At 73.7% G+C, this 19,512-nt stretch carries 19 protein-coding genes and 1 tRNA gene; 18 read left to right on the forward strand and 2 right to left on the reverse strand.

Annotated features, from left to right (window positions below):
* Window positions 1-109: 109 nt before the first annotated feature.
* The 18 genes from ACZ58X_RS24385 (at window position 110) to ACZ58X_RS24470 (ending at window position 17,774) form a co-directional block, all read left to right on the forward strand.
* A complete protein-coding gene (locus ACZ58X_RS24385) occupies window positions 110-1,156 on the forward strand; it encodes an NADH-quinone oxidoreductase subunit B family protein (protein WP_360236857.1) in 1,047 nt (348 codons plus the stop codon).
* A gap of 106 nt (window positions 1,157-1,262) precedes the next feature.
* Window positions 1,263-3,050, forward strand: a complete 1,788-nt coding sequence (locus ACZ58X_RS24390; RefSeq protein ID WP_470335718.1) for a nickel-dependent hydrogenase large subunit — start codon at window positions 1,263-1,265, stop codon at window positions 3,048-3,050.
* Window positions 3,047-3,514 (forward strand): thioredoxin, encoded by a 468-nt coding sequence (locus ACZ58X_RS24395; protein WP_360236851.1) that lies wholly within the window; start codon window positions 3,047-3,049, stop codon window positions 3,512-3,514. The genes ACZ58X_RS24390 and ACZ58X_RS24395 overlap by 4 nt, the downstream gene beginning before the upstream one ends.
* Window positions 3,511-4,158 carry a DUF5947 family protein gene (locus ACZ58X_RS24400; protein WP_402487787.1) on the forward strand — a complete coding sequence of 216 codons (648 nt, stop codon included), beginning with the start codon at window positions 3,511-3,513 and terminating at the stop codon, window positions 4,156-4,158. The genes ACZ58X_RS24395 and ACZ58X_RS24400 overlap by 4 nt, the downstream gene beginning before the upstream one ends.
* Window positions 4,155-4,799 (forward strand): DUF6084 family protein, encoded by a 645-nt coding sequence (locus tag ACZ58X_RS24405; RefSeq protein WP_470335719.1) that lies wholly within the window; start codon window positions 4,155-4,157, stop codon window positions 4,797-4,799. Before ACZ58X_RS24400 ends, ACZ58X_RS24405 begins: the two co-directional genes overlap by 4 nt.
* Complete coding sequence (locus ACZ58X_RS24410; RefSeq protein ID WP_470335720.1) at window positions 4,796-6,178, forward strand: hypothetical protein; 1,383 nt, start codon at window positions 4,796-4,798, stop codon at window positions 6,176-6,178. Before ACZ58X_RS24405 ends, ACZ58X_RS24410 begins: the two co-directional genes overlap by 4 nt.
* Complete coding sequence (locus tag ACZ58X_RS24415; RefSeq protein WP_470335721.1) at window positions 6,175-6,750, forward strand: hydrogenase maturation protease; 576 nt, start codon at window positions 6,175-6,177, stop codon at window positions 6,748-6,750. Before ACZ58X_RS24410 ends, ACZ58X_RS24415 begins: the two co-directional genes overlap by 4 nt.
* The gene (locus ACZ58X_RS24420) at window positions 6,744-6,848 is read left to right on the forward strand and encodes a DUF6893 family small protein (RefSeq protein WP_380397724.1); all 105 of its coding nucleotides are present in this window, start codon (window positions 6,744-6,746) and stop codon (window positions 6,846-6,848) included. The genes ACZ58X_RS24415 and ACZ58X_RS24420 overlap by 7 nt, the downstream gene beginning before the upstream one ends.
* Before the next feature lie 116 nt (window positions 6,849-6,964).
* Window positions 6,965-7,345 (forward strand): hydrogenase maturation nickel metallochaperone HypA, encoded by a 381-nt coding sequence (gene hypA / locus ACZ58X_RS24425; RefSeq protein ID WP_470335722.1) that lies wholly within the window; start codon window positions 6,965-6,967, stop codon window positions 7,343-7,345.
* A 5-nt stretch (window positions 7,346-7,350) separates the two neighbouring features.
* A complete protein-coding gene (gene hypB / locus ACZ58X_RS24430; RefSeq protein ID WP_470335723.1) occupies window positions 7,351-8,154 on the forward strand; it encodes a hydrogenase nickel incorporation protein HypB in 804 nt (267 codons plus the stop codon).
* Complete coding sequence (hypF, locus tag ACZ58X_RS24435) at window positions 8,151-10,505, forward strand: carbamoyltransferase HypF (protein ID WP_470335724.1); 2,355 nt, start codon at window positions 8,151-8,153, stop codon at window positions 10,503-10,505. The genes hypB and hypF overlap by 4 nt, the downstream gene beginning before the upstream one ends.
* 6 nt (window positions 10,506-10,511) lie before the next feature.
* Window positions 10,512-10,805, forward strand: coding sequence for a HypC/HybG/HupF family hydrogenase formation chaperone (locus ACZ58X_RS24440; RefSeq protein ID WP_360236827.1), 294 nt, complete (start codon window positions 10,512-10,514; stop codon window positions 10,803-10,805).
* Window positions 10,802-11,944, forward strand: a complete 1,143-nt coding sequence (gene hypD, locus ACZ58X_RS24445; RefSeq protein ID WP_470335725.1) for a hydrogenase formation protein HypD — start codon at window positions 10,802-10,804, stop codon at window positions 11,942-11,944. Before ACZ58X_RS24440 ends, hypD begins: the two co-directional genes overlap by 4 nt.
* Window positions 11,945-12,017: 73 nt before the next feature.
* The gene (hypE, locus tag ACZ58X_RS24450; protein WP_470335832.1) at window positions 12,018-13,049 is read left to right on the forward strand and encodes a hydrogenase expression/formation protein HypE; all 1,032 of its coding nucleotides are present in this window, start codon (window positions 12,018-12,020) and stop codon (window positions 13,047-13,049) included.
* A gap of 306 nt (window positions 13,050-13,355) precedes the next feature.
* Window positions 13,356-13,429 (forward strand) — tRNA-Met (locus tag ACZ58X_RS24455).
* 217 nt (window positions 13,430-13,646) lie between these two features.
* Window positions 13,647-14,063, forward strand: a complete 417-nt coding sequence (locus ACZ58X_RS24460) for a peptidase inhibitor family I36 protein (protein WP_470335726.1) — start codon at window positions 13,647-13,649, stop codon at window positions 14,061-14,063.
* Window positions 14,064-14,279: 216 nt separating this feature from the next.
* Complete coding sequence (locus ACZ58X_RS24465; RefSeq protein WP_470335727.1) at window positions 14,280-15,974, forward strand: phospholipase D-like domain-containing protein; 1,695 nt, start codon at window positions 14,280-14,282, stop codon at window positions 15,972-15,974.
* An 81-nt stretch (window positions 15,975-16,055) separates the two neighbouring features.
* Window positions 16,056-17,774, forward strand: coding sequence for a DUF885 domain-containing protein (locus ACZ58X_RS24470; RefSeq protein ID WP_470335728.1), 1,719 nt, complete (start codon window positions 16,056-16,058; stop codon window positions 17,772-17,774).
* Window positions 17,775-17,797: 23 nt separating this feature from the next.
* Here the strand turns inward: ACZ58X_RS24470 and ACZ58X_RS24475 are convergent, their stop codons facing one another.
* Together ACZ58X_RS24475 and ACZ58X_RS24480 are read right to left on the reverse strand one after the other, a co-directional pair.
* Window positions 17,798-18,712 carry an ATP-grasp domain-containing protein gene (locus ACZ58X_RS24475; RefSeq protein WP_470335729.1) on the reverse strand — a complete coding sequence of 305 codons (915 nt, stop codon included), beginning with the start codon at window positions 18,710-18,712 and terminating at the stop codon, window positions 17,798-17,800.
* A complete protein-coding gene (locus ACZ58X_RS24480; protein WP_470335730.1) occupies window positions 18,709-19,512 on the reverse strand; it encodes a hypothetical protein in 804 nt (267 codons plus the stop codon). The genes ACZ58X_RS24475 and ACZ58X_RS24480 overlap by 4 nt, the downstream gene beginning before the upstream one ends.

Below are 19,512 nucleotides of genomic sequence, written 5' to 3' on the forward strand. Positions count from 1 at the left end.
GCGCGCCGGGCGGTCCCGCCGGGCCGGTGGACCGGCGGAAGGCCCGAAGCGTTGCTATGACTGGTCCGAGCCATTTTCGTCCGGCTCCCATCCCCGAGGAGGCATCCTCATGGGTGCTGCAACAACCGACACCGACGTGGTGCACATTCTCTGGATCAACGCCGGCCTCAGCTGCGACGGGGACTCCGTCTCGCTGACCGCCGCGATGCAGCCGAGCATCGAGGAGATCGTCACCGGCGCGCTGCCCGGTCTGCCGAAGATCGCGGTGCACTGGCCGCTGATCGACTTCGAGTGCGGACCGGTCCAGGGCGCCGACAACTTCGTCGAGTGGTTCTTCAAGGCCGACCGCGGCGAGCTCGAACCCTTCGTGCTGGTCGTCGAGGGGTCGATTCCCAACGAGAAGATCAAGAAGGAGGGCTACTGGTGCGGCTTCGGTGACGACCCGGCCACCGGCCAGCCGATCACCACCAGTGAGTGGCTGGACCGGCTCGCCTCCAAGGCGACCGCCGTGGTGGCGATCGGGACCTGCGCCACGTACGGCGGCATCCACGCGATGGCCGGCAACCCGACCGGCGCGATGGGCGTGCCGGACTACCTCGGCTGGGACTGGAAGTCCAAGGCCGGACTGCCGATCGTCTGCGTGCCGGGCTGCCCGATCCAGCCCGACAACTTCGCCGAGACGCTCACCTACCTGCTGTACCAACTGGCGGGCTCGGCGCCGATGATCCCGCTGGACGACAAGCTGCGGCCCGCCTGGCTGTTCGGTGCCACCGTGCACGAGGGCTGCGACCGCGGCGGGTACTACGAGCAGGGCCAGTTCGCCACCGACTACGGCACCCCCGAGTGCCTGGTTCGGCTGGGCTGCTGGGGACCCGTCGTCAAGTGCAACGTCGCCAAGCGCGGCTGGATCAACGGCGTCGGCGGTTGTCCGAACGTGGGCGGCATCTGCATCGCCTGCACCATGCCGGGCTTCCCGGACAAGTTCATGCCCTTCATGGACCCGCCGCCCGGCTCGCACATCTCGACCGGTGCCAGCGCCGCGTACGGCTCGCTGATCCGCCGGCTGCGCGCGATCACCCAGAAGACCGTCGACAAGGAACCGAAGTGGCGCCGCACCGGGCGCCAGCTGACCACGGGCTACCGCCCGCCCTGGTGACCGGGGAGGGCCGCACACCTCCCGGTGTGCGGCCCGCGTCGGCCACCGCCCGGCCCGTCGAACCCGCCGAACCCGTAGACCCCGTAGACAAGGACACCCAGAGACGATGGCAACACCGATGACCAGGGCGGCCGGCGACGGCAGCGGCCTGACCGAGATGTCGTGGGACCCGATCACCCGGATCGTGGGCAGCCTGGGCATCCACACGAAGATCGACTTCAAGCAGAAGCGGGTCGCGGAGTGCTACAGCACCTCGTCGGTCTTCCGCGGCTACAGCGTCTTCATGCGGGGCAAGGACCCGCGGGACGCCCACTTCATCACCAGCCGGATCTGCGGGATCTGCGGCGACAACCACGCCACCTGCTCGGTCTACGCCCAGAACATGGCGTACGGCGTGAAGCCCCCGCACCTGGGGGAGTGGATCATCAACCTCGGCGAGGCGGCCGAGTACATGTTCGACCACAACATCTTCCAGGAGAACCTGGTCGGGGTCGACTACTGCGAGAAGATGGTCCGCGAGACCAACCCCGGCGTCCTGGAACTGGCCGAACGCACCGAGGCCCCGCACGCCGGCGACCACGGCTACAAGACCATCGCCGACATCATGCGCTCGCTCAACCCGATCGAGGGCGAGTTCTACCGCGAGGCGCTCCAGGTCAGCCGCTACACCCGGGAGATGTTCTGCCTGATGGAGGGCCGCCACGTGCACCCCTCCACGCTCTACCCGGGCGGCGTCGGCACCGTCGCCACCGTGCAGCTGTTCACCGACTACCTGACCCGGCTGATGCGCTACGTCGAGTTCATGAAGAAGGTCGTGCCGCTGCACGACGACCTCTTCGACTTCTTCTACCAGGCCCTGCCCGGCTACGAGGAGGTCGGTCGGCGCCGCGTCCTGCTCGGCTGCTGGGGCAGCCTCAACGACCCGGACCACTGCGACTTCACGTACCGGAACATGACGGACTGGGGGCGGCGGATGTTCGTCACCCCCGGCGTCGTGGTCGACGGCAAGCTCGTCACCAACGACCTCACCGAGATCAACCTCGGCATCCGGATCCTGCTCGGCAGCTCCTACTACGAGGACTGGCAGGGCAAGGAACTGTTCGTCACCCACGACCCGCTGGGCAACCCCGTCGACCCCCGGCACCCGTGGAACCAGCACACCATCCCGCAGCCGCAGAAGCGCAACTTCGACGACAAGTACAGCTGGGTGATGTCCCCGCGCTGGTTCGACGGCAAGGAGCACCTCGCCCTCGACACCGGCGGCGGCCCGATCGCCCGGCTGTGGTCCACCGCGCTGTCCGGCCTGGTCGACATCGGCTACATCAAGGCCACCGGCCACAGCGTACGGATCAACCTGCCCCGCTCGATGACCAAGCCCGAGGTCACCTTCGAGTGGAAGATCCCGCAGTGGAGCAACGCCATCGAGCGCAACCGCGCCCGCACCTACTTCCAGGCCTACGCGGCCGCCGCCGCCCTGCACTTCGCCGAGAAGGCGCTCGAGGAGGTCCGCGCCGGGCGCAGCCAGACCTGGGAGCGCTTCGAGGTGCCGGACGAGTCGATCGGCTGCGGCTTCACCGAGGCCGTCCGCGGCGTGCTCTCGCACCACATGGTGATCCGCGACGGCAAGATCGCCAACTACCACCCGTACCCGCCCACCCCGTGGAACGCCAGCGTGCGCGACAGCTACGGTACCCCCGGCCCGTACGAGGACGCGGTGCAGAACACGCCGATCTTCGAGGAGAACTCCCCGGAGAACTTCAAGGGCATCGACATCATGCGCGCCGTGCGCAGCTTCGACCCCTGTCTGCCCTGCGGCGTGCACATGTACGTCGGCAACGGCCGCACCCTCAAGACCATGCACGTGCCCACCGGCCTGAGCGGGCTCACCGCATGACGGCCGAGCAGACCGGGCAGCGGATCCAGCAGGCCCTGGACGCCCTGGCCGGCAGCGGCGCCGAGCAGGCCGGCGAGCAACTCGTCCGCGAGCTCATGGAGTTCTACGGCGAGGGCCTGGCCCGGTTGGTCCCCGCGCTGCCCCCGCCCGCCCTGGAACGGATGCTGGACGACCCGGCGGTGGCCGGACTGCTACTCCTGCACGACCTCCACCCCGAGGACGTCACCGCCCGGATCGACCGGGCGCTCGCCAACCTGCCCGAGCGGATCGAGGTGCTCGGCTTCACCCCGGAGACCGGCGCCCTGCGGCTGCGCCGGACCGCCTCCGGCTGCGGCTGCGGCGAGCCGGAGGTGGAGGCCGCCCTCGCCTGCCACGCCCCCGAGGTGACGGCCCTGGAACTGGAGCGCGCCCCGCAGCTGCTCCAGATCGGCACCCGCCCGCCCCAGCCCGCGGAGGCGCGATGAACACCCGGAGGGTCTCCCGGGACGGGACCGCCCTGTTGCGCCGGCTGCGCGAGCCGGCACCCCCGCGGCCCGAGCAGTGCGGCCTCTGCGGCCGCGACCTGCCGCCCGGCCACCGCCACCTGGTGGACGTCGAGGAACGCGCCCTGGCCTGCACCTGCACCGCCTGCGGCCTGCTGTTCCAGCAGGAGGGTGCGGCCGGCGGCCGCTACCGCACGGTGCCCGACCGCTTCCTGGTCGACCCGGACGGCGCGCCGGACGAGCGGGTCTGGTCGGTGCTCGGCGTCCCGGTCGGCACCGTCTTCCTGTTCCGCAACGCCGTGCTGGACCGGCTGCTCGCCTTCTACCCCGGCCCGGCCGGCGCCACCGAGAGCGAGGTGGACGAGGAGGCCTGGCAGCGCGCCCTCGGCACCAGCCGACTGGCCGCCGCCCTGGAACCGGAGGTGGAGGCGCTGCTGCTGCGCCGCACCGAGGGCCGGGTCGCCTGCTACCTGGTGCCGATCGACGTCTGCTACGAGCTGGTCGGCCGGCTCCGCCGGTGCTGGCACGGCTTCGACGGCGGCGCCGAGGCCCGGGCCGAACTCGACGCCTTCTTCGGCCGGTTGGCCCTCCGGGCCCGCCCGCTCCCCGCGGCGGTGACGGCATGACGACGCTCGGCTTCGCCTGCACCGGGGTGCGCTCCGACCCGTACGCGGCCGGGCCCACCCTGGTGTTCCGGCTGCGGATCACCGGGCCCGCCGACACCCGGGTGCACGCCCTCGCCCTCCAGTGCCAGCTGCGGATCGAACCCGCCCGCCGGCCGTACGGCGAGGCCGAGGGGGAGCGGCTGGGTGACCTGTTCGGGGAGCGGGAGCGCTGGGGGAGCACGCTCAACCCGATCCAGTTCGCCACCGTGCCGCTGCTGGTGCCCGGCTTCACCGGCGAGACCGAGGCCGACCTCGTGGTGCCGTGCAGCTACGACCTGGAGGTGGCCTGCGCCCGGTACTTCCGGGCCCTGGAGGGCGGCGAGGTGCCGCTGCTGCTGCTCTTCTCCGGCACCGCCTTCGCCGGCCCCGGCGGGTTCCAGGTCACCCCGGTGCCCTGGAACCAGGAGGCCCGGGTGCGGATGCCGGTCCGGGTCTGGCGCGAGGCCGTCGACCAGCACTTCCCCGGCTGCGGCTGGCTGCGGCTGCCGGAGGACCTGATGGACCAGCTGCTGGCGCACCGCTCCCGGCGGGCGCTGCCCTCCTGGGAGGCGACGGTGCGCGACCTGCTCGCCACCGCGGCGGTGGGGGAGGGGGTCCGGTGAGCGGGCTCACGGTCGAACTCCCCGAGGGGATCGAGCGCGGCTTCGCGGCCGCCCGGCAGATCGCCGACGCGGTGCTGCTGGAGGGCTACGTGCTCTACCCGTACCGCGCGTCGGCCGCCAAGAACCAACTGCGCTGGCAGTTCGGCGTGCTGGTGCCGCCCGAGTACACCCGGCAGGGCGGCGAGCACTCGCACCAGCGCACCGAGTGCGTCACGGAGGCGCGGCAGGGCGACCGGCTCGCGGTCGAGCTGCGCTTCCTGCGGGTCCAGCGGCGCACCGTCGAACGGGCCACCGCGGGCGGCGGGTTCGAGCCGGTGGAACGGCTGGAGCTGGCCGACCGGGTGCTGGTCGAGTGGGACGAGGGCGTCGAGGAGCGGATCGAACTGCTCGTGCCCGTCGAGGAGTTGGCCGGTGCCGGGGTGCAGCGCGACTTCCGGCTGCCGGGCGTCGGCTCCACCGAGCTGGTGCACGAGCACGGCAGCGCCGTCGGCCGGCTGGTGCGGCGGCGCGAACAGGTCGACGGGCTGGTCCGGTTGCGGATCGAGGAACTGCCCGGCCCGTACCGGGCGCAGCGGCTGACCGCCGAGGTGGAGAACGTCTCCGGCTGGACACCGCGCCGCAAGGCCGGGCGCGAGGAGGCGCTGGCGCGCTCGCTGGTCTCCGCCCACCTGCTGCTCGGGCTGGAGCACGGCCGCTTCGTCTCGGTCACCGACCCGCCCGAGTGGGCCCGCCCGGCCGTCGAACGCTGCCGCAACGACCGCACCTGGCCGGTGCTGGCCGGACCGGACGGCGGGTACCAGGTGATGCTGTCCTCGCCGATCATCCTGGAGGACCACCCGCGGATCGCCCCGGAGAGCCTCGGCACCCTCTACGACGCCACCGAGATCGACGAGATCCTGGCCCTGCGCACGGCGGCGCTGACCGAGGAGGAGAAGCGCGAGGCCAGGGGCACCGACGACCGGGCCGGGGCGGTGATCGACCTCGCCGAGTCCATGCCGCCCGAGGTGCTGGAGCGGCTGCACGGCGCCGTCCGCGGCCTGCGCGAGATCACCGGCTCCGGGACGGACTCCGAGCAGCCCTGGTGGGACCCGGGCAGTGACCCGGAGGTCGACCCCGAGCGGGACAAGGTGCTGGTCGACGGCCGGCCGGTCGGCGCGGGCAGCCGGGTGCTGCTGCGGCCCGGGCGGCGGCGCACCGATGCCCAGGACCTCTTCCTGGACGGGCGCGCCGCCGTCGTCGAGGCCGTGCTGCACGACGTGGACGGCTCGGTGCACCTCGCCGTCACGGTCGAGGACGACCCGGGCGCCGACCTGTGGCGGGCCCAGGGGCGCTTCCGCTACTTCCAGCCGGACGAGGTCACCCCGCTGGAGGAGTCGTGACCGGCGGCGCGGTGCTGGTCGCCGGGGTCGGCAACATCTTCCTCGGCGACGACGGCTTCGGGGTGGAGACCGTCCGTCGGCTGGCCGGCGTCGAGCTGCCGGACGGTGTCGAGGCGGTCGACGTCGGGGTGCGCGGCGTCGACCTCGCGTACCGGCTGCTCGACGGCTACCGGACGGCGGTGCTGGTGGACGCCACCTGCCGGGGCGGCCCGCCCGGCACCCTCTACCTCATCGAGGCGGCCGCCGAGCCGCTGGAGGTGCCCGCCCTGGACGGCCACCGGATGGGACCGGACGCCGTGCTCGGCCTGCTCGCCACGCTGGCCGCCGGCACCGGGGCCGAACCGCCCGGGCGGGTGCTGGTGGTCGGGTGCGAGCCGGCCTTGCTGGAGGAGGGCATCGGGCTGAGCGAGCCGGTGGCCGCCGCCGTGGACGGGGCCGTCCGGATGGTGCTGGAGGCCGTCGAGGAGGCGGTGCGCCCGGTGGCGTCGAGTGCGTCGAGTGCGTCGGGTGCGTCGAGTACGGGGCCCGAGCGGTCGAGTGCGGAGCCCGAGAGGAGGACAACACCATGCTGAGGAAACTGTTCTGCGCCGCCCTGCTGGCGGGGATCGGCGCGCTGGTCTGGCAGAGCCTGCCGGACCTCAAGCGGTACCTGAGGATCTCGCGGATGTGAGCCGCGGATTGCTGCGAACGGTGCAGCCCCGGACCGGGTGGCGGCGCGGCTTCGAGCCGTGGCCGCCACCGACCCCTGTAATGGGGCGCGTTGCCGCCCGCCGTGGGAAGGGACCGATGCACGAGATGTCGATCGCCGCCGCCGTCGTCGAGCAGGTGGACACGGCCGCGCGCGAACACCGGGCCCCCGGCGTGGCCCGGGTCCGGCTGCAGGTCGGCGAGTTGGCGGGCGTGGTGCCGGAGGCCCTCGACTTCTGCTTCGAACTCGCCTGCGCCGGAACGCTGGTGGAGGGCGCGGTGCTGGACACCGAGTCCGTCGCGGCACGCGCCCGCTGCTCGCCCTGCGCCGTCGAGTGGGCCGTCGGCATGCCGCCGGACCTCGGCTGCCCGGACTGCCGCTCCGGCGTGGGCGTCGAGCTGCTCGCCGGGCGCGAGCTCCAGATCCTCGACGTCGAGTGGGCCGCGGGCCCCGGCGTCCCGGCCGAACAGAAAGGCTGAAACCGATGTGCCAGTCGGGCCACACGGTCGACCTCCGCCGGGCGGTGCTCGCCCGCAACGACGACAGCGCCCACGAGCTGCGGGCCGCGCTGACCGCCCGCGGGACGGTCGCCGTCAACCTGCTCTCCAGCCCCGGCAGCGGCAAGACCGCCCTGCTGGAAGCCGAGTTGGGGCTGGCCCGGCGGCGCGGGATCCCGGTCGCCGCGCTCACCGCCGACCTCGCCACCGAGAACGACGCGCTGCGGCTCGCCCGTTCGGGCGCACCGGTGAAGCAGGTGCTCACCGACGGGCTCTGCCACCTGGAGGCGCGGATGCTCGCCGGGCACCTGGACGGCTGGCTGCCGCAGGACTGTCGGCTGCTGTTCGTGGAGAACGTCGGCAACCTGGTCTGCCCGGCCTCCTACGACCTCGGCGAATCGCTGCGGGTCGTGCTCGCCTCGGTCACCGAGGGCGAGGACAAGCCGCTCAAGTACCCGACCGCGTTCGGGCTGGCCAACCTGGTGCTGGTGACCAAGGCGGACCTCGCGGCGGCGGCCGAGTTCGACGAGGCGGCGTTCCTGGCGAACGTCCAGCGGGTCAACCCCGGGGTGGAGGTGGTGCCCACCTCGGCCCGGACCGGGGACGGCGTGGGGGTGCTGCTGGACCGGGCGCTCGCGGTGCTGGACGGCGCGGCGCCGCACCGGCCGGTGATGGCGGCCGGGCAGGGCGAGCACGCGCACGGCGGTCACGCGCACGGGGGGCACGCGCACGTCGGGCAGCCGGGGCACTCGGACGCGGAGCACTCGCACGCGGTGCCGGGGACGCCGTGACGGCGCTCGACCGTGAACGGCGGCGGGTCGCCGTCCGGGGGCTGGTGCAGGGCGTCGGCTTCCGGCCCTTCGTCTTCGCACTGGCCGGGGAGCTCGGGCTGGCCGGCAGCGTCACCAACACCGGGGAGGGCGTCCTCGCCGAGGTCGAGGGCAGCCCGGCCGCCCTGGACGCGTTCTGCCGCCGGGTGGCCGCCGACGCGCCGCCGCTCGCCCAGGTCGCCTCCGTCGAGCACGCGCCGCTCGCCGCCACCGGCGCCACCGGGTTCGCCATCACCCCCTCCCGCACCGACGGGCCCCGGGCCACCCTGATCCCGCCCGACGTCGCCGTCTGCGCCGACTGCCTGGCCGAACTCACCGACCCGGCCGACCGGCGCCACCGCCACCCGTTCATCAGCTGCACCAACTGCGGCCCCCGGCACACCATCGTCACCGGCCTGCCCTACGACCGGGCCAACACCACCATGGCGGGCTTCCCGATGTGCGCGGACTGCGCCCGGGAGTACACCGACCCGGCCGACCGCCGCTTCCACGCCCAGCCCGTGGCCTGTCACGCCTGCGGGCCGCGGCTCGCCCTCACGCTGCGCGGACGCGCCGAACCCGGTGGGCTCGGTGAACCCGGTGGGCTCGGCGGCCTCGGTGGGCTCGGCGGCGAGGAGGCCCTGGCGCAGGCCCGGCGGCTGCTCGCCGACGGGGCGGTGCTCGCCGTCAAGGGCATCGGCGGCTACCACCTGGCCTGCGACGCGCGCGACGCCGCGGCCGTCGCCCTGCTGCGGCGGCGCAAGCGGCGCGGCGACAAGCCCTTCGCCGTGATGGCCCGCGACCTCGCCACCGTCGAGGCGCTCGTCCCGGTCGGGCCGGTCGAACGGGAACTGCTCACCGGCGCCGTCCGGCCCATCGTCCTGCTGCGCCGCCCCGGGGGCTTCGCCGCGGACCTCCCGGCCGTCGCCCCGGGCAGCCCCGACCTCGGGGTGATGCTCCCGTACACCCCGCTGCACCACCTGCTGCTCGCCGCGCCCGGGCCCGACCTGCTGGTGATGACCAGCGCCAACCTCTCCGGCGAGCCGATCGTCACCGACGACCGGCACGCGCTCGAAGCGCTCGCCCCGCTGGTCGACGGCTGGCTCACCCACGACCGGCCGATCCACGTGCCCTGCGAGGACTCGGTGGTGCGGGTGGTGGACGGCGAGCAGCTGCCGCTGCGCCGCTCGCGCGGGTACGCCCCGCTGCCGCTCCCGCTGCCGGTGCCCGTGCGGCCGGTGCTGGCGGTCGGCGGCGACCTCAAGAACACCTTCGCGCTCGCCCGCGACGGCTACGCCTGGCTGTCCGGCCACATCGGTGACATGGACGACCTGGCCACCCTGCGCGCCTTCGACCGGGCGGTGGACCAGCTCGGCCTGGTCAGCGGGGTGCGGCCCGAACTGCTGGTCGCCGACCGGCACCCCGGCTACCGCTCGCTGCACCACGCCGAGCGCACCGCCGCCGGCCGTCCGGTGCGCCGGGTGCAGCACCACCACGCCCACGTCGCCGCCGTCCTGGCCGAACACGGCCTGGACGGCGGGCGGCCGGTCCTCGGCGTCGCTTTCGACGGCACCGGCTACGGCGAGGACGGCGCGATCTGGGGCGGTGAGGTGCTGCTGGCCGACTACGACGGGTACCGCCGCGTCGCCCACCTCGGCTACGTGCCGCTGCCGGGCGGCGATGCCGCGGTCGAGCGCCCGTACCGGACGGCGCTCGCCCACCTGCGCGCCGCCGGGCTGCCCTGGGCGGCCGGGCTGCCGCCGGTGCGGACCTGCCCGGAAGACGAACTGCGCTTGCTGGAGCAGCAGTTGGAGCGCGGGTTGAACTGCGTGCCGACCTCCAGCATGGGCCGGCTGTTCGACGCGGTGTCCTCGCTCGCCGGGGTCTGCCACCGGGCCGGGTACGAGGCCCAGGCGGCGATCGAACTGGAAGCGGCCGCGGTGGAGTTCGGCCCGGCGGCGGGCTACTACGCCTTCGGGCTGGCGGAGCGCGCGGGCGGCTGGACCGTCGAACCGGGGCCGGTGCTGGCCGCGGTGGTGGCGGACCTTGCGGCCGGTGCGCCGACCGGGCTGATCGCCGCCCGCTTCCACGGCGCGGTCGCCGGGGCCGTCCGGCGGGTCTGCGCGAACGCCCGCCGGGAGTACGGGATTTCGACGGTGGCGCTGAGCGGCGGGGTCTTCGCCAACGCGCTGCTCTCCTCGGCCTGCGCGAGCGGCCTCGGGGAGGACGGCTTCACCGTGCTGCGGCACCGCCGGGTGCCGCCCAACGACGGAGGGCTGGCGCTCGGCCAGCTGATGGTGGCCGGCCGGTCGTCGGCCGCCCGGGAGGAGTGACAGCGGATGTGCCTGGCAGTGCCCGGCAGGGTGACGGAGATCGAGGAACGCGACGGGACCAGAATGGCGGTGATGGACTTCGGCGGGGTGGTCAAGGACGTCTGCCTGGAGTACCTGCCCGACCTGGCGGTGGGGGAGTACGCCATCGTCCACGTGGGGTTCGCGTTGCAGCGCCTGGACGAGGAGTCGGCCCGGCGGACCCTGGAGCTGTTCGAGGAACTCGGGCTGCTGCAGGAGGAGTTCGGCGATCCATGGGAGGCGGCGGGGCAGCCCGCGGCGGTCGAGGAGGCGGGGCGGTGAAGTACCTGGAGGAGTTCCGCAACCCCGAGCTGGCCGAGGGGCTGCTCGCCGACATCAGGGCGACGGTCACCCGGCCCTGGGCGCTGATGGAGGTGTGCGGCGGCCAGACGCACAGCATCATCCGGCATGCCATCGACCAACTCCTGCCGGAGGAGGTCGAGTTGATCCACGGTCCGGGGTGCCCGGTGTGCGTCACCCCGCTGGAGGTGATCGACCGGGCGCTCGCCATCGCCGCCCGCCCGGGGGTCATCTTCTGCTCCTTCGGCGACATGCTGCGGGTGCCCGGCACCGACCGCGACCTGTTCCGGGTCCGGGCCGAGGGCGGTGACGTCCGGGTGGTGTACTCACCGCTCGACGCGCTGCGGATCGCCCGGGAGAACCCGGACCGGGAGGTGGTCTTCTTCGGCATCGGCTTCGAGACCACCGCCCCGCCGAACGCGATGGCCGTCCACCTGGCCCGCAAGCAGCGCCTGGGCAATTTCAGCATGCTGGTCTCGCACGTCCGGGTGCCCCCGGCGATCGATGCGATCATGGAATCGCCGGACTGCCGGGTCCAGGCCTTCCTGGCCGCCGGGCACGTGTGCAGCGTGATGGGCACCGCCGAGTACCCCGCGCTCGCCGAACGCCACCGCGTCCCGATCGTCGTCACCGGCTTCGAGCCGCTCGACATCCTGGAGGGGATCCGGCGCACCGTACGGCAGTTGGAGCGCGGCGAGCACACCGTCGACAACGCCTACCCGCGGGCCGTCCGCCCCGAGGGCAACCCGGCCGCCCGCGCCATGCTGGAGGACGTCTTCGAGGTGACCGACCGGGCCTGGCGCGGCATCGGGGTCATCCCGCAGAGCGGCTGGCGGCTCTCCCCGCGCTACCGGGACCACGACGCCGAGCACCGCTTCGACGTCGGGGGCATCCGGACCAGCGAACCCGCCCAGTGCCGGGCCGGCGAGGTGCTCCAGGGGCTGCTCAAGCCCCACCAGTGCGAGGCCTTCGGCACCGTCTGCACCCCGCGCACCCCGCTCGGCGCCACCATGGTCTCCAGCGAGGGGGCCTGCGCCGCGTACTACCTCTACCGGCGGCTGAGCACGCCGACCGGGTCGAGCACGCCGAGCCCCGTCCAGGAGGCGAGCCCCGTTGGCTGACACCGAACTGCTCACCGAACAGGCCGACGGCGCCGGTGCGCCCGGCTCGGCCGGTGCGCCGGACTTCGCAGGCTTGAGCTGCCCGCTGCCGCTGCGCGACCACCCCCGGGTGGTGATGGGGCACGGCGGCGGCGGGGCGATGTCCGCCGAGCTGGTGGAGAACATCTTCGCGCCCGCCTACGGCAGCCGGGCGCTGGCCGGTCTCGGCGACTCCGCGGTGCTCGACCTGGGCGGCGCGCGGCTGGCCTTCTCCACCGACTCCTACGTGGTGCGGCCGCTGTTCTTCCCCGGCGGCTGCATCGGCGACCTCGCCGTCAACGGCACCGTCAACGACCTGGCCATGAGCGGGGCCCGGGCGGCCTACCTGTCCTGCGGCTTCATCCTGGAGGAGGGGGTGGAGCTGGCCGTGGTGGACCGGGTGGCCCGGGCGCTCGGCGCCGCCGCCCGCACCGCCGGGGTCGAGGTGGTCACCGGCGACACCAAGGTGGTCGAGGCCGGGCACGGCGACGGCGTCTACCTGAACACCGCCGGCATCGGGCTCGTCCCGGCCGGGGTCGACATCCGGCCGCAGCGGGCCCGCCCGGGCGACGTGGTGATCGTCAGCGGGCCGATCGGGCTGCACGGGGTGGCGATCATGAGCGTCCGGGAGGGGCTGGAGTTCGGGGTCGAGGTGCGCAGCGACTGCGCGGCGCTCGGCGGACTGGTCGAAGCCATGCTCGGGGCGACCCGTGACCTGCACGTGCTCCGGGACCCCACCCGGGGCGGGCTGGCGGCGGCGCTCAACGAGATCGCGGCGGCGGCCGGGGTGGGCGTGGTGCTGAGCGAACGCGCCGTCCCCGTGCCGGACCCGGTGGCCAACGCCTGCGCCGTCCTGGGCCTGGACCCGATGTACATCGCCAACGAGGGCAAGCTGGTGGCCTTCGTCCCGCGCGTCGAGGCGGACGCCGTGCTCGCCGCCATGCGGGCCCACCCGCTGGGCGCGGAGGCGGTGGTGATCGGCGAGTGCGTCGAGGACCACCCGGGGATGGTCGTCGCCCGTACCGGCTTCGGCGGCACCCGGGTCGTGGACCTGCCGATGGGCGAGCAGCTGCCGCGGATCTGCTGACGGCGTTGATCACCCGTCCACCGGCGGCTGATCAGCTGTGGGCACCGAATCCCTTCGGGCTCCTACGAGCCCCTTCGAGTCCTGGGAGGACCATGACCGGCTGCCTCGACAAGCCCGAACCCGGCGTGCTCTAGGCCGGGCGGGCTCGCCCCGCCGGTTCCCGGTACCGGCGGGGCGAACCCCGGAGACGGGAGGGCCGGGGAGCCTGGACGGGAGGGCCGGGGCGCCTGGACGGGAGGGCGGGGGAGCCCGCCGGGAAACCGATTTCCGTTTTCGCCCGGGCGTGGCCTATGGTTGGGACATCGACGCGGGGTGGAGCAGCTCGGTAGCTCGCTGGGCTCATAACCCAGAGGTCGCAGGTTCAAATCCTGTCCCCGCTACTCAGTAGGAGCCGGGGTCGGCGCACTTGGTGCGTCGGCCCCGGCTCTTTTCTGCGTCCGGCGACGCTGCCGCGCCGAGAAGTCCACACAAGCGGAGGCGTCGGCACTTCTGGTGGGGCGGGCCCGATCGTGCGAGCCTTGCGCGGGTTCGGCCGGGGGCTGCTCATGGCCGTCGGCCGCCGGTTCGTCGGGCACCGTGGACTTCCAGGGGGACGCAATGCGGATCAGGGTCGGACGCCGTACGGCCGAGGTCGCCGCCGTGGTGGCGCTGGCGCTCGGAGCGACGGGCATGGCGACCGGGGGCGCGTCGGCCGCGTCCCAGCCGACCGGGGCGGAGGCCTGCCCGAGCGGGAACGTGTGCCTCTACTTCCACTCGCCGCAGTACGGCTGGGGCGCGTGGGAGAACTGGTCGGTCGGGCAGACCGTCGATCTGCGCAACGCCCACTTCGGCCACTGGGGGAACAACGGCGCCGGCTGGGGGCAGACCGTGGCGGACAACGCCGCCTCGCTGGTCAACAACACCGGGCAGACGGTGGCCGTGGTCGCGGACGACGGGACCTGGGACTACTACCGGGCGGGCTACTCCGACGTGCTCGACTACACCTACAACAAGGACGCCCAGCTCTGGAGTTGACCTGGCCTTGGCAGAAAAGCCTCCGCACCGGATCGGTGCGGAGGCTTCCTCGTTCCGGCGACTGAGTGGCCATCAGGGTGATGTGGCGTGAAGTCGGTTGGTGTGCGGTCGAGTTGGTGCTCTTGATGAGACCCTGACAGCAGATTTGGTTACTTTAGGGTAATTTAAGGGTGTCGTCCGGGTGAACGTCCCCGGCCTCGCATGAAGGACTCGTACGTGCTCTCTCCTCACTCCCGCCGCTCCGGCCGCCGTCTGGCCGGTACCGCGCTGGCCCTCGCCGCCGCCGTCGGTGCGCTGCCCGTTGCTCCCGCCTTCGCCGATTCGGCTCCCGCGCCGACGCCGACCGCGCCGGTGTCGGCCGCGCCGGCGTCGACCGTGCCCGCCGAGGCCGCGCCGTACCTGGACGCGGTGGAGCGGACGCTGCGTCGGGTGTCGCCCGGGCTGGAGGGGACGGTCTGGCAGCGGACCGCCGGCAACCGGCTCGACGCGCCGGCCGGGAACCCGGGCGGGTGGTTGCTGCAGACGCCGGGCTGCTGGGGCGACGCCTCCTGCACCGAGCGGACCGGCACGAAGCAGCTGCTCGACCGGATGCGGGAGAACATCGGGCGGGCCACCCGGACCGTCGACATATCAACCCTCGCCCCCTTCCCGGACGGTGCGTTCCAGGACGCCATCGCCGACGGCCTCAAGGCCTCGGTGGCCGCCGGGAACACCCCGCACGTGCGGGTCCTCGCCGGGGCCGCGCCGCTGCTCAACATCACCGCGCTGCCGTCCAAGTACCGGGACGACCTGGTGGCCCGACTCGGTGACGCCGCCGGCCGCGTCACCATCGAGGTGGCCTCGATGACCACCGCGAAGACCGCGTTCTCCTGGAACCACTCCAAGCTGCTGGTGGTGGACGGGCAGAGCGTCATCACCGGCGGCATCAACAACTGGAAGGGCGACTACCTCGACACCGCCCACCCGGTCACCGACGTCGACCTCGCGCTCAGCGGCCCGGCCGCCGCCTCCGCCGGTGCGTACCTGGACACCCTCTGGGACTGGACCTGCCGCAACACCGGAGTGCTCTCCGCCGCCTGGTTCGCCTCCACGAACGGCGCGAGGTGCACCCCCGACCTGGAGAAGCGCCGCAACCCGGCGGCCGGGCAGGTGCCCGCCACCGGCGACGTCCCGGTGATCGCGATCGGCGGCCTCGGAGTCGGGATCACCGACGCGGACCCCGACTCCGACTACCGCCCGGACCGGACGGCGCGCCCGACCGACGTCAAGTGCGGCCCGATCGGCCTGCCCGACCGCACCAACGACGACCGCGACTACGAGACGGTCAACCCCGAGGAGAACGCGCTGCGCGCCCTGGTCGCCGGCGCCGCCAGCCGGATCGACATCTCCCAGCAGGACGTGACCGGCACCTGCCCGCCGATGCCCCGCTACGACGCCCGGCTCTTCGACCTGCTCGCGGGCAAGCTCGCCGACGGGGTGAAGGTCCGCATCGTGGTCAGCGACCCCGGCAACCGCGGCGCGGTCGGCAGCGGCGGCTACTCGCAGATCAAGTCCCTGAACGAGATCAGCGACACCCTCGCGGCCCGGCTCACCGCCCGCCTCGGCGACCCGGCGCAGGCCCGGACCGCGATGTGCCGCAACCTCCAACTCGCCCCGTTCCGGGCCTCGTCCGCCCCCACCTGGGCCGACGGCCACCCGTACGCGCTGCACCACAAGCTGGTCTCGGTCGACGGCTCCGCCTTCTTCATCGGCTCCAAGAACCTCTACCCGGCCTGGCTCCAGGACTTCGGCTACGTCGTGGAGAACCGCACCGCCGCCGCGCAGCTGGACCAGCAGCTGCTGGCCCCGCAGTGGCAGTACTCGCAGGCCGCCGCCACCTTCGACTACAGCCGCGGCCTCTGCCAGGGCTGAGCCCGCAGTGCCCCGCCGACCCGCCGTCCGGAGCCGAGGTGCCCTGGACGGCGGGTCGGCCGCTGCGCCAGCATGGGGCACATGCCCGAGACGCCGGAGTCCGCCCGCAGCATCGCCGACCGGTACGTCGCCCAGGTCGCGGCACTCGACCCGGCGACCTCGACCAGACTCGGCCTGCACCCGGAGGACGACCGGCAGCCGGACCTGTCCCCGGAGGGCTTCGAGGCGCTCGCTGAACTGGGGCGGCGGACGCTGGCCGCCCTCGACGCCGCCGCGCCCCCGGACGGAGCCGCCGACCGGGACCCTGCCGATCGGGACCGTGCCGACCGGGGCCGTGCCGATCGGGACTGCGCCTTGTTGCTGCGGGAACGGCTGACCGCCGAACTCGCCGTGCACGAGGCCGGGGACCACCTCCGTCAGCTGCGCAACGTCAACTCCCCGCTGCACAAGGTGCGCGGCGTCCTCACGATGATGCCCACCGAGACCGAGGAGCAGTGGGCGGCCGTCGCCGGCCGGCTGCGCAACGTGCCCGGAGCGCTGGACGGCTACCGCGCCACCCTGACCGAGGGCATCGCCCGGGGACTGCTGAGCGCACCCCGGCAGGCCCGCGCGACCATCGCCCAACTGGACGCCTGGACCGGCCGCTCCGGCGGCGGGAGCTGGTTCAACGGCTTCACCGCGGCCGGCCCCGCCCGGCTGCGCCCCGAACTGGACGCCGCCGCCGACCGCGCCACCTCCGCCACCGCGGCCTTCCGCGACTGGCTGCACGACACCTACCTGCCCGCCGCCGACGGCACCCCGGACGCCGTCGGCCGCGAGCGCTACCTGCGCTCCGCCCGCTGGGCCAACGGCGCCGACCTCGACCCGGCCGAGGCGTACGGCTGGGCCTGGGAGGAGTTCCACCGCACGGTCGCCGAGATGCGCACCGAGGCGGACCGCATCCTCCCCGGCGCCGGCCCCCGGGCCGCCATGGACCACCTCAACCGGCACGGCCACGCCGTCGACGGCGAGGAGAACGTCCGCGCCTGGCTCCAGCAGGTCGTCGACGAGGCGATCGACGCCCTCGACGGCACCCACTTCGACATCTCCGGCCCGCTGCGCCGGGTCGAGACCAGGATCGCACCGCCCGGCAGCTCGGGCGCGCCCTACTACAACGGCCCCAGCCTGGATTTCAGCCGCCCCGGCCGCACCTACCTGCCCACCCTCGGCCGGCGGTCCTTCCCGACCTGGCAGCTCGTCAGCACCTGGTACCACGAGGGCGTCCCCGGCCACCACCTCCAGACCGCCCGCTGGACCGCCTCCGCCGACCGGCTGAGCACGTACCAGATCACCCTCGGCGCGGTCAGCGCCGACAAGGAGGGCTGGGCGCTGTACGCCGAGCGCCTGATGGACGAACTGGGCTTCCTCACCGACCCCGCCCGGCGGCTCGGCTACCTGGACAAGCAGATGCTCCGGATCATCCGCGTGATCGTGGACCTGGGCATGCACCTGGAGCTCGCCGTGCCCGCCGACAGCGGCTTCCACCCCGGCGAACGCTGGACCCCGGAGCTCGCCACCGCGTTCATGGCCGCCCACCACGGCAGCGAACTCCCGCGCCGCAGCAGCGAGATCGACCGCTACCTGGGCTGGCCCGGCCAGGCCATCGGCTACAAGCTGGGCGAACGGGTGTGGCTGCGCGGCCGCGAGGAGGCCCGCCGCCGCCAGGGCGCCGCCTTCGACCTCCGGGCCTGGCACGGTACCGTCCTCGCCCAGGGCTCGCTCGGCCTGGACGCCCTGGCGGCCCGCCTCGCCGAGTCGTAGCGCCCCGGGGTTCCCGCTCCCCGTCAGCCCCCGGCGAGTGCGAGGGCGACGGCGCGGGCGATCGGCTGGCCGGTGTGGGCCTCGTAGTAGGTGAAGGCCGGGCAGGGGTTGACCTCGAAGCAGTAGACCTCGCCGTCGTCGGCCAGCATCAGGTCGATGCCGGCGAGGGCGAGCCCGAGCCGGTCCGCGAGGTGCAGACAGCGCTCGGCGAGGTCGTCGGGAGGCTGCCAGGCGGAGAGCTCGGCGCGGCCGCCCTCGCTGTGGGCGTAGCGGTAGTCGACCCGGTCGGTCTCGATCCGGGTGGCGAGGACCTCGTCCCCGACCGTGTGCACCCGGACGTTCGTGCCGGTGAGGCGGCGCTGGAACTGCACCGGGCAGTAGCGGATGAGCGGCAGCCGGTCCAGCGCCTGCCGGTCGAGGGTCCGGACGATCGAGCGCACCCCGCTGATCGACTTGTAGACCAGTTCGCCGTGCTGCTCCCTGAACTCCTGGACGAGCTCCGGGTCGTTGGTCACCAGGGTCTCCGGGACCAGGAACCCGGACCGCTGGATCAGCTGGGCCTGGTGGGGCTTGGACATGTTGGACGCCATCGCGCTCTCCCGGTTCATCACGCAGCCCGGGGCGAGCTCCAGCCAGGTGCTCACGGCCGCGTGCCAGGACGCGCAGCCGCGCACCGTGGACTCGTCCGCCCCGCGGACCTCGGGGAGCCTGCGCCAGTCCATCAGCCGGAGGTAGACGCCGGTGACGTCGGCGCAGTCGACGGTCCCGCCGTCGTACCGGATCCGGCCCCGGACGGCGGTGCCGGTGGCCTCCAGCTCCAACGGCAGCTCCTGGAAACGCCGTTGGTGGAGCACGGCGAACGGCAGGCCGAGCGCGTCGAGTTCGGCGGTGACCCGGGCGACCGGCGACTCGCTGGCGATGCCGCAGACGACGATCACGGCGCACCCGGCGAGAGCGCGGTGAGGTGCTTGAGCAGGCGGTCGAGGAACGCGTCGCCGCCCGGGCGGAGGTCGGGCAGCGGGCTCGCTCCCGCGAAGACCGCCGGCGGCCCGTCGCCCTTCCCGTCAACGCCCTTCCCGTCAACGCCCTTCCCGTCAACGCCCTTTCCGTCGTCGTCCTTCCCGTTGTCGCGGTGCAGGTCGATGCCGAGGAGGTCGGCCTCGGCGAGCCGGGCGAGCCGGACGTACGGCTCCTCGTCCTCGGCCACGGGCACGCCGAACACGTGCTCGCCGAGCACCAGGACGTCGCCGCGCCCGGGCGGGGCCGTGGGCGGTTCGACGTCCGGGTCACTGGAGATCCGGGCCGGCGGCACCGGCAGCCCCGCCCGGATCGCGAGCGCGGTCCACTCCGCGGTCGAGCGCCAGGCCCCGCACAGCCCGTAGCCGCAGGGGCGGTTGACCGAGACGGGGGCCAGGCAGGTGAGCAGGCTGAGCAGGAGCGCGCTCAGCTCCTGCGCGGCGTACACGGCATCGGTGTGCGTGCTGAACGGCAGGATCCCGAAGGGTGCGGAGGCCACCCGGTTGAGCACGCCGTCGACGTCGCGGCTGTCCAGGACGCGGCCGTCGGGCAGGGTGAGTTCGAAGCGCGCGCCGAGGCGGTCGACGCGATGGGTCGTTCTCGTGGAGCCGAGCAGGGTCTGCGGGGAGAGCAGTTCCAGCGGTGCCAGCCCGCGTGCGCGCAGTCCTTCGTACGCCCACACGGCGGCGCGGTCGGCCGGGTCGCAGAGCACCAGCCACAT

Source organism: Kitasatospora sp. NPDC040550, assembly GCF_055594965.1.

Coding starts and splice junctions, on each gene's coding strand:
- ACZ58X_RS24400 (WP_402487787.1), top strand. CDS start 3,511: ATGAACACCCGGAGGGTCTCCCGGGACGGGACCGCCCTGTTGCGCCGG.
- hypA (WP_470335722.1), top strand. CDS start 6,965: ATGCACGAGATGTCGATCGCCGCCGCCGTCGTCGAGCAGGTGGACACG.
- ACZ58X_RS24390 (WP_470335718.1), top strand. CDS start 1,263: ATGGCAACACCGATGACCAGGGCGGCCGGCGACGGCAGCGGCCTGACC.
- ACZ58X_RS24440 (WP_360236827.1), top strand. CDS start 10,512: ATGTGCCTGGCAGTGCCCGGCAGGGTGACGGAGATCGAGGAACGCGAC.
- hypB (WP_470335723.1), top strand. CDS start 7,351: ATGTGCCAGTCGGGCCACACGGTCGACCTCCGCCGGGCGGTGCTCGCC.
- ACZ58X_RS24480 (WP_470335730.1), bottom strand. CDS start 19,512: ATGTGGCTGGTGCTCTGCGACCCGGCCGACCGCGCCGCCGTGTGGGCG.
- ACZ58X_RS24395 (WP_360236851.1), top strand. CDS start 3,047: ATGACGGCCGAGCAGACCGGGCAGCGGATCCAGCAGGCCCTGGACGCC.
- ACZ58X_RS24385 (WP_360236857.1), top strand. CDS start 110: ATGGGTGCTGCAACAACCGACACCGACGTGGTGCACATTCTCTGGATC.
- ACZ58X_RS24460 (WP_470335726.1), top strand. CDS start 13,647: ATGCGGATCAGGGTCGGACGCCGTACGGCCGAGGTCGCCGCCGTGGTG.
- ACZ58X_RS24405 (WP_470335719.1), top strand. CDS start 4,155: ATGACGACGCTCGGCTTCGCCTGCACCGGGGTGCGCTCCGACCCGTAC.
- ACZ58X_RS24420 (WP_380397724.1), top strand. CDS start 6,744: ATGCTGAGGAAACTGTTCTGCGCCGCCCTGCTGGCGGGGATCGGCGCG.
- ACZ58X_RS24470 (WP_470335728.1), top strand. CDS start 16,056: ATGCCCGAGACGCCGGAGTCCGCCCGCAGCATCGCCGACCGGTACGTC.